The sequence below is a fragment of the Nocardia vinacea genome, assembly GCF_035920345.1.
Lineage (GTDB): Bacteria > Actinomycetota > Actinomycetes > Mycobacteriales > Mycobacteriaceae > Nocardia > Nocardia vinacea_A.
The window spans coordinates 216,750-229,025 of the sequence record NZ_CP109149.1; the positions used below are offsets into that span (position 1 = coordinate 216,750).

The 12,276-nt window shown below is 64.4% G+C and carries 9 protein-coding genes; all 9 read left to right on the forward strand.

Annotation, left to right across the window (positions count from 1 at the left end; translation table 11 throughout):
- Positions 1-15: 15 nt before the first annotated feature.
- Positions 16-657 (forward strand): lipoyl(octanoyl) transferase LipB, encoded by a 642-nt coding sequence (gene lipB / locus OIE68_RS00935; protein ID WP_327097473.1) that lies wholly within the window; start codon positions 16-18, stop codon positions 655-657.
- A 118-nt stretch (positions 658-775) separates the two neighbouring features.
- Entirely contained in the window at positions 776-2,017 is a 1,242-nt protein-coding gene (locus OIE68_RS00940) for a PucR family transcriptional regulator (protein WP_327097474.1), read from the forward strand.
- Between the two features lie 134 nt (positions 2,018-2,151).
- A complete protein-coding gene (locus tag OIE68_RS00945; RefSeq protein ID WP_327097475.1) occupies positions 2,152-4,161 on the forward strand; it encodes a fatty acid desaturase in 2,010 nt (669 codons plus the stop codon).
- A 401-nt stretch (positions 4,162-4,562) separates the two neighbouring features.
- Positions 4,563-5,909, forward strand: coding sequence for an aldehyde dehydrogenase family protein (locus OIE68_RS00950; protein WP_419150742.1), 1,347 nt, complete (start codon positions 4,563-4,565; stop codon positions 5,907-5,909).
- A gap of 277 nt (positions 5,910-6,186) precedes the next feature.
- Positions 6,187-8,052: a GMC family oxidoreductase gene (locus OIE68_RS00955; RefSeq protein ID WP_327097477.1), complete on the forward strand. Its 1,866-nt coding sequence runs from the start codon at positions 6,187-6,189 to the stop codon at positions 8,050-8,052.
- Positions 8,053-8,396: 344 nt separating this feature from the next.
- Complete coding sequence (locus tag OIE68_RS00960) at positions 8,397-9,194, forward strand: ABC transporter permease (RefSeq protein ID WP_327097478.1); 798 nt, start codon at positions 8,397-8,399, stop codon at positions 9,192-9,194.
- Positions 9,195-9,204: 10 nt separating this feature from the next.
- Positions 9,205-10,092: an ABC transporter permease gene (locus tag OIE68_RS00965; protein ID WP_327097479.1), complete on the forward strand. Its 888-nt coding sequence runs from the start codon at positions 9,205-9,207 to the stop codon at positions 10,090-10,092.
- Complete coding sequence (locus tag OIE68_RS00970) at positions 10,089-11,255, forward strand: MCE family protein (RefSeq protein ID WP_327097480.1); 1,167 nt, start codon at positions 10,089-10,091, stop codon at positions 11,253-11,255. The genes OIE68_RS00965 and OIE68_RS00970 overlap by 4 nt, the downstream gene beginning before the upstream one ends.
- Positions 11,252-12,271: an MCE family protein gene (locus OIE68_RS00975; protein WP_327097481.1), complete on the forward strand. Its 1,020-nt coding sequence runs from the start codon at positions 11,252-11,254 to the stop codon at positions 12,269-12,271. The genes OIE68_RS00970 and OIE68_RS00975 overlap by 4 nt, the downstream gene beginning before the upstream one ends.
- Positions 12,272-12,276 lie beyond the last annotated feature (5 nt).

Sequence of the window (12,276 nt, forward strand, 5' to 3'; positions counted from 1 at the left end):
CAGAGAGGGCCGAGTGTGAGCGAGGGTGAGCTGGAGTGGGTTGATCTGGGCGAGGTTCCATATCTCGAGGCCGTCGCGCAGATGGAAATCTGGGTTCGAGAGCGGCGGGAGGGGCTGATTGCGGATCGGCTGGTATTGCTCACTCATCCCGCAGTGATCACCTATGGTGTCCGGACCCCCCGTCATGAATTGCCGCTGCAGACCGAGATTCCTCTGGTTGAGGTGAACAGAGGAGGGCAAGCGACCTACCACGGACCGGGGCAGCTGATGGGTTATCTGGTGGTCGATCTCCGTCAGCGCGGCCCCGGGGATATCGTGCGCTGGCTGGAGCAAGGCTTGATCAGTGCCTTGGATTCGCTTGGCCTGCGGGCTGTTCGACGTGACACGCCGGCCAAGGCTCAGAGCCTGGTCGGAGTCTGGACGTTGGAGCACAAGAAGGTTGCCTCGATCGGTATGCGGATTCGCGGCGGCGTGACGAGCCATGGGTTTGCTCTGAATATCGCGCCAGACCTGGCCGCGTTTTCGGCATTCACGGCCTGCGGGCTGCCGGAGGTGGCGATGACCTCAATCGCGGAGATGGCCGCTGCCATGGGAATGCCCACCCCTTCAGAAGGGGCGGTACGAGCGGCCGTAGCCGCAGCGCTCGGAGCAGTTTGACGTTGGCAAACCGGTGTGGCCGACAGGCCCTCGCTCGCCCCAGCCACGGAACAACTCCGTTGCTGCGTCGATAGTGAACGGTCGGCTGTAGCAGTTCGGTCGAGGATAGTGTGCAGATATGGAGGCGCTGGAGCCGGCTGACGGTGCGGAGGCTGGAAGGGGTATTGCTGCGTATTTTCTGGCTAATGTGTCCAGCCTGGCCGACGACATGCAGAGGTACATAGTCGAGCGGGTACCGGAGGTCGCTGGGGATGCTGAGCTTCGCGGCCTGACCTTGGGATCGTGCTCGTCGAATCTCGAAGCGGTACTTTCGATGGTTCGTCATGGGATCGATATAGCGGCTGTGGAGGCGCCGGTAACGGCGCTCGAACACGCGCGAGCAATGGCATCACGGGGGCACAGCGTGGATGTGATGCTGCGGTTCTATCGGTTGGGACATGAGTTCTTCACCGAGAAGCTTTCCGAAGCGCTGACTGACTCGATCGACGACCCCGCTGTCGCGTTGCGGACGTTTGTCGATCTCGAGCGGTTCGGGTTTCGATACATCGACCGCATCTCCAGTCTTGTAGCTGCCGAGTACGTCGCTGAGCTCGACCGACGCCAGAACCAGGCAAGGGCCGAGCGCGCCGATGTCGTGCGGGCCTTGCTCGCTGGGGAACGTGTCGACATCGCTCGGGCCGAACGTGTGCTCGGCCACCGGCTCACCGGTCGGCAGATCGGCTTCGTGTGCTGGGTCGACGACCGCGGCGTCGACCTCGAGGGATTCGCTCGGCAGGTTGGAAGGTTCCTTGGGGCGGGTCACTCGCTCGTCGTGGCGGACGGTCCACTCGCGGTGTGGGGATGGGCATCGATCACGGGGGAGGTGAGGACCTCGCTCACGGGCATGGCGACGGAGTTTCCCGGCGAAAGTAAAAACGTTCATATCGCGGTGGGCTCTCCCTATCCGGGGGCTGCCGGCTTCCGTACCTCCCACCTGGAGGCTCTACGCACTCGCCGCGTCATCGAACTGTCCGGTCGCGCGGCGCCATCGATTACTCAGTTCAGCGATGTCGCGTTGGTGGATGCCATCTCGCGCGACCTGGATGCGGCGCGAGCCTTCGTCGCCGCTCAGCTCGGCGCTCTCGCACGGGACGACGCGAAAGAGCGCGGCGAGCGCGCCGCACTCCTGGCTGTGCTCGACGCGCAAGGGAGTCTGGCGATCGCAGCACGCACCTTGGGAATCCACCGGAACACGGTCCTGCAAAGGGTGCGTCGTGCCGAAGAGCGCAGGGGCCGGCCCGCAACTGTCAAGATCGCCGAACTGCATGCCGCCCTCCTCGTCTGCGACGTGCTGGGGGCCTCGGTTTTGCGCGAGTCATAGCCGCACCGACGGACGCCGAGCGTGCCGGGATGTGCTCGCAGCACACCGGAGAGGGCTGAGATGGCCTTGTCGACCGATACCGGTCGTTAATAGGTTGTGAGGCATCTCATCCCGAAGCGCGAAGGAGGAGTCCGATGTCGACGACGACTCGACACCCCCAACCCCCAGCAGCCGCCTCGCAGCACGCCTTGCCTGATCCGGGCGAGCAAGTTCCTACGCTGTCCTGGCCGATAGTCGGCATCTTCACATTTGCGCTTGCGCTCTTCGGCGCCTCGACCTGGGCCGCGCTCACCGACGCTTTGCCTGCGATCGCCACCATCGCCGCGAGCTCCGCGGCAATCTTCGTCCTGTTCACCGTGTTGCACGACGCCTCGCATTACTCGATCAGCTCCCATCGCTGGGTCAACGTCGCCTTCGGTCGCGTGGCAATGTTCTTCGTCTCGCCGCTGATCTCATTCAAGTCGTTCGCGTTCATCCATATCGAGCACCACCGCAACACCAATGACGGTGAGTTCGATCCCGATCACTTCGTCAGCGCCGCACCCTGGTGGCAGCTGCCCATCCGTTTCCCGGCAATGGACCTGCCGTATATCGGTTTCTTGGTGCGTAACCTGCGCCGGCGCCCACGCGCCGAGGTCCTGGAAACGGCGGCGTTGATGACCTTTTCGGTGACGGTGATCGTGGCGGCCGCTTTCGCCGGATATCTGTGGACGCTCGCGGTGATCTGCCTGATTCCCGGGCGGGTGGCGATGTTCGTGCTCGCATGGTGGTTCGACTGGCTACCCCACCACGACCTGGAAGACACCCAACGCGAGAACCGCTATCGCGCGACCCGCAACCGCGTCGGCTCGGAGTGGATCCTGACTCCTCTGCTCTTGTCGCAGAACTACCACCTGGTCCACCACTTGCATCCCTCCATTCCCTTCTACCGCTACGTCGCGGTCTGGCGACGCAATGAGGCCGCCTACCTAGAGCGCGACTCGGCAATAGGCACCGTCTTCGGGCAGCAGCTCGACGCCACGCAGTACCGCGAGTGGAAACGCCTCAACGGCAAACTAGCCGCACTGCTCCCGGTTCGGATACCGCGTTCCTCCGCGGCACGCCATGCCAGCGCCCACCCGATCCCCGTCACAAGCGTCGAGCCCCTGACTCCGGACAGCGTCAAAGTCACTTTCGACGTTCCCGATCACCTCAGCGATCAGTTCCAATTCCAGGCGGGCCAACACCTGACCGTTCGACGCCGCATCGGTGGGCGGGAGGTGCGGCGAAACTACTCGATCTGCACCTCGGCCACATCGGGAGAACTGGCGATCGGAGTACGGCACATCGCGGGCGGGATGTTCTCGACCTTCGCGGTCGAAACGCTGCGAGCCGGTGATGTCCTGGAGCTGATGACGCCCACGGGTAGCTTCGGCGCACCCCTTGATCCACTCGCTCGGCGCGACTATGTCGCGGTGGCGGCAGGGAGCGGCATCACGCCCATCCTGTCGATCATGCGCACCACGATGGAGATCGAGACCGAGAGCCGTTTCATCCTCTTCTACGGCAACAGAACCGCAGAGTCGACCATGTTCGCCTCCGAACTCGATGAGCTCGAATCTCGATATGCAGACCGGTTACGCATATTCCACATCCGCTCAGGTGAGGCGCACCACCCCGCCGCTGTTCGTGGCCGTATCGACCTGGCGATGGTTCAACAGTTGCTCGCCAGCGATGTCACTTCGATCGACCGGTGGTACCTGTGCGGCCCGAGCGATCTCGTCACGACAATGCGCGAGGACCTCGCATCTGAAGGAGTGCCGACCGAGCGGATACACCTCGAACTGTTCCGCGGCACGAACCGATCCACACACGTCGATGCCTTCCGCAAGTCCGAAGTGACCATCACTCTGTCCGGCGCGCATCACACCGTGGAACTCGCTGCGGGCGAGACCGTCCTCGAATCCGCGCTGAAAAGCAACATCGATGCGCCGTATGCCTGTCTCGGCGGCGCGTGTGGCACTTGCAAAGCCAGAATCACAACAGGAGCGGTATCGATGGAGCAAAACTTTGCGCTTACCCCAGCCGAGGTCGACGCCGGCTTCGTACTGACCTGTCAATCTCATCCCACCACCCCGACGGTCGCAGTCGACTACGACAGCTGAGCCAACACATGCGCGAACTCCGCCAGAAGACCGCACTCGTCCGCATCGCCTCGATGGGCATCGGCAATCGCCAGGGCACTAGCGGCCTTGCTCGCTCGCCAATGGTCTCGGTGGTCCAACCGCCCGCGAACGCCCCAACGCGTGATCACCGGGCTCGGGATCATCGTCGGTCCCCCTCGTCTCGGTAGCCAAAACCATCTACCAGAGACCTCATCCATTCCCGGTCAACGAAACACCCTGCACGACAAACACTTTCGCGCCAGCACCGCGGGCACGGAACTACTTCTCGAACACGGCCTGATTCCGTCGCCGAAGGCGTGACGGAACTCCTCAGAGGTAACCAGATGTCTATACCGACTACCGCACCAGCGGTCTCCAATTTGCCCGACATCCCCGATGCGATGGCACGGGTTCGCCGCGAGTTCGCCTCGGGCCGGACCCGAGACCGCACTTGGCGTGCGGAGCAGTTGCGGAACGTGATCCGGCTGCTTGATGAGCAGGAGGATCAGATCGTAGCCGCGCTGGCTAGTGATCTTGGACGCAGCCGGGCCGAAGCCTGGATGGGCGATATATCGTCCACCAGGGGTGAGGCCGTGTTCGCCCTGAAACACCTGCGGCGGTGGATGCGCCGGCGGCGGCAGCCGCTGTCGCTGGTGCAGTATCCGGGTTCGGCCTGGGTGCAGTACGAGCCGCTCGGCGTCGTTCTGGTCATCGGCCCGTGGAATTACCCGGTGTACCTGACTCTTTCGCCGCTGGTGGCCGCGCTGGCCGCGGGCAACTGCGCGATACTCAAGCCGTCCGAGTTGGCGCCGGCCACGTCGGCCCTGCTGGCTCGGCTGGTTCCGGAATACCTGGACTCCGAGGCGGTCGTCGTGGTCGAGGGCGACGCCCCGGTCACCCAGGAGCTGCTGGCGCAGGGTTTCGACCACGTACTGTTCACCGGCGGCGACCAAATCGGAAGGAAGATCATGGCCGCGGCCGCGGCGACGCTGACTCCGGTGACCTTGGAGCTCGGCGGTAAAAGCCCGGTAATCGTGACCGCCGACGCCGACATCGCTATCGCGGCCCGCCGGATCGCCTGGGTCAAGTGCGTGAACTCGGGACAGACCTGCATCGCGCCGGACTACGTGCTGGCCGATCACCGTATCCGGGATCTGCTGGTGGACGAGATCGTAGCGGCGATCGAGCAATTCGAGGGGGAGGGAGGCGCAGACGGCCGCCGGATCGTCAACGAGCGCCAATTCGCGCGACTGGCTACCTATCTCGCGCAGACGCGCGGCACGATCGCGCTGGGCGGACGGGTCACCGAGGCGTCGTTGTCGATCGAGCCGACCGTGATCGTCGACCCGGATCCCGACGATGCGGTCATGCAGGAGGAGATCTTCGGACCTATCCTGCCGGTGTTGTCGTACGAAAGCCTCGACGATGCGATCTCATTCGTGAACTCCCGGCCGAAACCACTTGCCGGGTACTACTTCACGAAATCGGCGGCGGTGGGCGAGCGCCTGGTGGACGAGATCCCGTCCGGCGGTGCGGTGATCAACCATGTCGCCATGCACTGCCTGGTGCCGCAGCTTCCGTTCGGCGGTGTCGGCGCCAGTGGCATGGGCGCCTACCACGGCCGCTGGGGGTTCGAAGCACTCAGTCACCGGAAAGCGGTGTTGCGCAAGACCTTCCACCCGGACCTGCAGCTGATCTATCCCCCGTACAGCAAACGGGCGCTGCAGATCCTACGAAAGATCTTCTAGCTACTTACCCCTGAAATTCGCCCTGGGAAGGGATCTCTGAGATTCCGAGACTCCCGCCGATGACCGGGACCCAAACCGACAATCCTCGTGCCGCTGTTCGGGCTGATCCTGTCCCCGCTCCTGATACCCACAGCGATAGAAATCGCTGGGCGTGTGCAGGACAGGCTACAAGTGAAAGAACCGTGACCGCCTACCGTCGCGAGACCATCGGTTCGAATCCCTCCGACTTCCGGATGACCTCGGTCGCCTGAACGCGATCCTGAAAGGCAAGGTGCCCATGACTTTCGATTACGACGTCATAGTCGTCGGCTCGGGCTTCGGTGGCAGCGTGAGCGCGCTGCGCCTGACCGAGAAAGGTTACCGCGTCGGTGTTTTCGAGGCCGGCCGCCGGTTCGCCGACGACGAGTTCCCGCAAACCTCGTGGCGTATCCGGCGCTACCTATGGGCACCGGCGCTGGGCTGCTACGGAATTCAGCGGATGACGCTACTCAAGGACACTTTTGTGCTGGCCGGAGCCGGGGTGGGCGGCGGCTCCCTGGTATACGCAAACACCCTGTACGAGCCGCCGGATACCTTCTTCGCCGACGGCCAGTGGGCGCATATTACCGACTGGAAGGCCGAGCTGGCCGCGCATTACGACCAGGCGAAGCGCATGCTGGGTGTCACTGTCAATCCGGCGATCACGCCTGCGGACCGCGTCATCGCGGAGGTCGCGGAGGACATGGGAATCGCCGATACCTACCAGCGCACACCGGTGGGTGTGTTCTTCGGCGGGCCCGGGCGCCGGCCGGGCGAGGATGTACCCGACCCGTACTTCGGCGGCGCCGGGCCGGACCGGCGCGCCTGCACCCACTGCGGCGAATGTATGACCGGCTGCCGGCACAACGCCAAGAACACGCTGGTGAAGAACTACCTCTATCTGGCCGAGCAGGCCGGCGCCACCGTGCATCCGCTGACGACAGTGACCGATGTCCGCCCACTGCCGGACGGCGGTTACCAGGTCACCACGGTCCGCACCGGCCGGTGGATGCGCAAGCGGCGGCATCGATTCACCGCCGAGCAGGTCGTGTTCGCCGCCGCTGCGCTGGGCACCCAGCAGCTGCTGCACCGGCTGCGCGACCGGGGCTCGCTCCCCGACCTGTCCGCCCGGCTCGGGTATCTGACCCGGACCAATTCCCAGGAGCTGCTGGCGGTTCGCAGCCGAGACAAGTCCCGCGACTTCACCAAGGGCATCGCGATCACCTCCTCCGTCCACCCGGATCCGGACACGCACGTGGAACCGTTGCGATACGGCAAAGGCAGCAACGTCATATCACTGCTGACCACCGTGATGGTCAGCGGCGACGGCCCGCGCGGACTGGGCTGGCTGCGTGAACTCGGCCGGAGCCGCCGGGATCTGGTCCGGATCCACAATCCGCGTCGCTGGTCGGAACAGACGATCGGCCTGCTGGTGATGCAGTCGGCGGACAACTCGCTCACCGCCTACACCCGGCGCAGCCTGTTCGGCCGACGCATGACCACCAAACAGGGTGAGGGACAACCGAATCCGGCCTGGATCCCGGCCGGCCACGAGATCGCGCGGCGGCTGGCCGAGAAGATCGACGGTGTTCCCGCGGCGGCCACCAGCAGCAGCGTCTTCAACATTCCGATGACCGGGCACTTCATCGGCGGCTGCGCTATCGGCGACAGCGCAGAGACGGGCGTCGTGGACCCCTACCACCGGCTGTTCGGCTATCCCGGCCTGCACGTCGTCGACGGATCGACCATCTCGGCGAATCTGGGCGTGAACCCCTCGCTCACCATTACCGCACTGGCTGAACGTGCGATGTCGTTATGGCCCAACCGCGGTCACGCCGATCCGCGCCCCGCACCGGGTGCGGCGTACGAGCGGGTCGCGTCGGTCGCGCCCGCGCACCCGGTAGTGCCGCCTGCCGCGCCGGCCGCCCTCCGGCTGCCCATCGTCGGCATCACCAACGGAGACACCGATCGTCGAGCCGACTGGCCGGATGCAGCGTTCGGTGCCGCCACCACGAGCAATTCCGGTAGGAAGCTGCAGGGCCGACCAGGGCCGGTACTGGACGACGACAGCCCGGCCCGGCCATCGAACTGGACTGCACATTCCGACAAGGAGATTCACCGGTGAGGACGTCGCTTCGATCCGCCGCCGCGATCGCCGACCGGGCCGCCGAGACCGTCCGTGCCGTAGCGACAGAAATAGATCTTCGATGTTGAAATCCCGGCTCACCGAGGAATTCGAGGAGGGCGACCTCGACGCCGGATCTGCAGCTGATCTATCCCCCGTACAGCAAACGGGCGCTGCAGATCCTACGAAAGATCTTCTAGGAGGCCGCTGAATTAGCAGTTTTCTGGGTCATCGGTTCGGTGAGTTGTCCGGTGCGGTTCGCGGCGGGCGGATATGGCCAGCGACTTCAGCACGGTGTGATCGCGGTCCGGTCAATCGGTTTCAGATTTCTGAAAGGTTCAACGATGGTGGATTCCGGCGAGATCTCCTCGCCTGCCCGCTGGGACAGAACACGGTCCGCCGCGGAGGTCGTCCCACGTGCGGTGGGAGAGTTTTTCGGCACCACGCTGGATACCCTGCGGACGCTGCCCCGGCGGCCCTTCCAATTTCGGGAGTTCGTTCATCAGGCGTGGTTCATCGCAAATGTATCGATTGTGCCGACCTTGCTGATCGCGATCCCGTTCTGCGTCATGGTGATCTTCCAGATCAATGTGCTGCTCAACGAGATCGGAGCCATCGACCTGTCCGGGGCTGGCGCCGGAATCGCTGTGATTCGCGAGATCGGTCCGGTAGCAACAGTTTTGGTGGTGGCGGGTGCAGGCGCGACGGCGATCTGTGCGGACCTGGGCGCACGGACCATCCGCGAGGAGATCGACGCGATGCGGGTGCTGGGCATCGACCCGATACATCGGCTCGTCGTGCCCAGGGTGCTCGCCTCCACGGTCGTCGCGCTGTTCTTGAACGGACTGGTCACCGCGGTCGGCCTGGCCGGTGGCTACCTCTACGCGGTCTATCTCCAGGGCGCGACGCCAGGCCAGTTCATTACCGCGATTCCGCTGTTGACCGGGATACCGGATCTGCTGGTCAGCGAGCTCAAAGCCGGGATATTCGGGCTGCTGGCCGCACTGGTGGCGTGTCATCTGGGTCTGCATGCGAAGGGCGGCCCGAAAGGGGTCGGGGACGCCGTCAATCAGACCGTCGTTTTCAGCTTCGTCTTGTTATTCCTGGCCAACTCCATCATCACCACCCTGTGGCTGCAATGAACGGACCGATATGACCATCACCAGCCAACAGCCGTCCGTGGCCGAGCTGCTACGACGGAAGTCGTGGGGGCGCAGGCTAACCGCCGCCGCTGCGCGCCCCGGCGACGCCGTCGGCGGCCTCGGCCACCAACTGTCGTTTCACTTGCACGGACTCGGTTGGATTCCACGCACACTGCGCCGCTATCGCGGTGAGGTGGTCCGCTTGATCGCCGAGGTCAGTCTGGGATCCGGTGCGCTCGCGGTGATCGGCGGCACCGTCGTTGTCGTCGGATTCCTCACCGCCGCTGCCGGTTACGAGGTCGGCCAGCAGGGAGCTACCTCGCTCGGCCGCGTCGGGGTCGAAGCGATGTCCGGATTCATTTCCGCATTCTTCAATACCCGTGAGGCCATTCCGGTAGTGGCCGGTGTCGCGTTGACCGCAACCGTGGGCGCTGGGTTCACCGCGCAGTTGGGTGCGATGCGGGTGAGCGAGGAGATCGACGCACTCGAGGTGATGTCGATTCCCTCGGTTCCGTATCTGGTGACAACCCGGATCCTGGCCGGGCTGCTCGCGATTATCCCGCTTTATGGCATCGCGCTTTTCATGGGCTACGCCTCGACCCAGTTCGTGAGCATCGTGCTGTCCGGACAGTCACCGGGCACCTACGACCATTACTTCAACGTCTTCCTGGTGCCCACCGACGTGCTGTGGTCGCTGGCGAAAGTCATTGTGTTCTCGGTGGTCATCATGTCTGTGCACTGCTACCACGGCTACCACGCCGCAGGCGGTCCCGCAGGTGTCGGGGTGGCGGTGGGCCGGGCGGTGCGTACCTCGTTGATCGCGATCATGATCATCGACCTGATCATCGGAGTCGCCGTCTACGGCGGCGTCCACTCGACCGTTCGGGTGTCCGGATGACCCTGGAAGTCTCCCGGCGCCGCGCCCTGCTGCTCGGCATCAGCGCCATCGCCGTCTTCGTACTTGCCTGGACCGGCGCAATCGCCTCCTGCAGTGGCGAATTCGTCGCCAGCACCCGGGTCTACCTGCTCGCCGACCGGGCCGGGCTGCTGATGGGGCCCGGATCAGATGTCAAGGTGCGCGGCGTGGTCATCGGGCGGGTCAGCGCCGTCGAGGTCGACAACGATCGGGCGAAGCTGACCTTGGACCTGAATCCCGGCCAGGCGCGGCGGATTCCGGCGAACGTCGGCGCCGAGATCGCCCCGACCACCCTGTTCGGGCGCAAATTCGTCACCCTGGTCTGGCCAGCTGAACCGGCAGCAACGACACTCGGTGCGGGCTCGACGATCGATGGGTCGAAGGTGAGCGTCGAAGTGAACGACGTCTTCGACACACTGCTCACTCTACTGAAAACCGTTGAGCCGCAAAAGGTCAACGCGACACTGACCGCGCTCGGCACCGCCCTGGACGGGCACGGCGCGCGGTTCGGCGACCTGCTGGTGTCCACCGATCGCTACCTCGGGCAGTTCAACGAGGCGATACCGACATTGCGGCGCGACGTGCCACTGCTGGCCGACAATCTCGACACCTTGGCAGCGGTCACACCGGATGTCATGGCCACGCTGAAGAATCTGTCGACGACCGGCACTACCCTCGTCGAGAAGCAGGCGAGCCTGAGCGCCTTCCTGCTCTCGTTCACCCAATTCGGCAATACCGGAGCCGCATTCACGAGCGCTTCGTCCGCGCCGTTGATCGGTGCCGCCGACGCACTGGAACCGACCACCGGGGTGCTCGCGGAACAGTCTCCGTCGTTCACCTGCTTGCTGTCGGCTCTCGATCACGATCGCGGGTTCCTCGAGAACGCGCTCGGCGGTGGGCGGCCCGGCTTGAACATCTTGAGCACCCTCTTGCTGGGCGACGCGCCCTACCGCTATGACAAGGATCTGCCCGTGAACGGTGCCAACGGCGCTCCCTCCTGTTATGGATACCCCTACACGAAGGAGAGCCCACCTGCGGGCCATATCGACTTCGACACCGGCACAACGGTATACGGGCCGATTCGCGGTCCGGAGGATCTGCTGGGTAACCCGTTCGCCGCACTGATCTACGGACTGACACGATGACCGCCCGCCACGCCGGACTCAAGCTGATGATCTTCCTGGTCATCACTACGGTCATCTCGGCCATGCTCGTCGTGGTCGTCGGCGAATTGCGCTTCGTGCCGACCCACACCTACCGTGCGCTGTTCACCTCGGCCTCGGGCATGAAATCCGGCGATGACGTCAAGCTCGCCGGAGTGCCGGTCGGCAAGGTGAAAGCCGTCGAATTCGCCCACGATCGGCTCGTGGAAGTGACATTCACCGTCGACCGTGAGGTCGATGTACTCACCAGTTCCACCGCTGCGATTCGATACAAGAATCTGGTCGGCGACCGCTACCTGGAGTTGACCGTCGAACCCGACGGTTCAGGCGTGCGTTCCGAGCAGGATCCCATTCCCGTTACCCAGACTGCTCCGGCGCTCGACATCGACAGTCTCGTCAATGGTTTCAAGCCGCTCCTGCAGGGATTGGACCCGGACCAGGCCAACAGGCTGTCGGGGTCGTTGATCGCGGTGCTCAACGGCCAGGAGCAGAATATCGCCGCGTTCGTGGAGCAGATCGGCTCACTGGGCAATGCGCTGGCCGATCGCGACCAGGTCATCGGATCGACGATCGACAACCTCGGCGCGGCGCTTGCGGTAATCGATCAGCGCGGCAAGCAATTCGACACATTGGTCGTCGACTTGCAACAGCTCGTCAGCGGTCTCAATGCGGATCGAGACACCATCACCGCGGGTCTGACGGGCATCGACGCGGGCACCGCCGAGATCGCCGGACTACTGCGCGACGACCGCCCCGCCATCGCCGGTGACGTCGCACAGCTGCGACAGCTGGCGGGCAACCTCGATGCCCATTCCGACTCGCTGTCGCTGTTGCTCGCGAAGCTGCCTGTTACGTATCGCCTGGCGGGGCGGGCCAGCAGCTACGGCAGTTTCGTCAACTTCTTCCTCTGTGGTCTCACGATCCGGTACCCGGCCGTCGGTGGCTCCGGCTACCAGGACTCGCCGACGTTCACCGTCCCGGCCGAAAGGTGCAAGTGACGCCG

Excerpts from the sequence above, each read along its gene's own strand:
- OIE68_RS00975 (WP_327097481.1), top strand. The coding sequence starts at position 11,252 with ATGACCGCCCGCCACGCCGGACTCAAGCTGATGATCTTCCTGGTCATC.
- OIE68_RS00965 (WP_327097479.1), top strand. The coding sequence starts at position 9,205 with ATGACCATCACCAGCCAACAGCCGTCCGTGGCCGAGCTGCTACGACGG.
- OIE68_RS00945 (WP_327097475.1), top strand. The coding sequence starts at position 2,152 with ATGTCGACGACGACTCGACACCCCCAACCCCCAGCAGCCGCCTCGCAG.
- OIE68_RS00960 (WP_327097478.1), top strand. The coding sequence starts at position 8,397 with ATGGTGGATTCCGGCGAGATCTCCTCGCCTGCCCGCTGGGACAGAACA.
- OIE68_RS00950 (WP_419150742.1), top strand. The coding sequence starts at position 4,563 with ATGGCACGGGTTCGCCGCGAGTTCGCCTCGGGCCGGACCCGAGACCGC.
- OIE68_RS00940 (WP_327097474.1), top strand. The coding sequence starts at position 776 with ATGGAGGCGCTGGAGCCGGCTGACGGTGCGGAGGCTGGAAGGGGTATT.
- OIE68_RS00970 (WP_327097480.1), top strand. The coding sequence starts at position 10,089 with ATGACCCTGGAAGTCTCCCGGCGCCGCGCCCTGCTGCTCGGCATCAGC.
- OIE68_RS00955 (WP_327097477.1), top strand. The coding sequence starts at position 6,187 with ATGACTTTCGATTACGACGTCATAGTCGTCGGCTCGGGCTTCGGTGGC.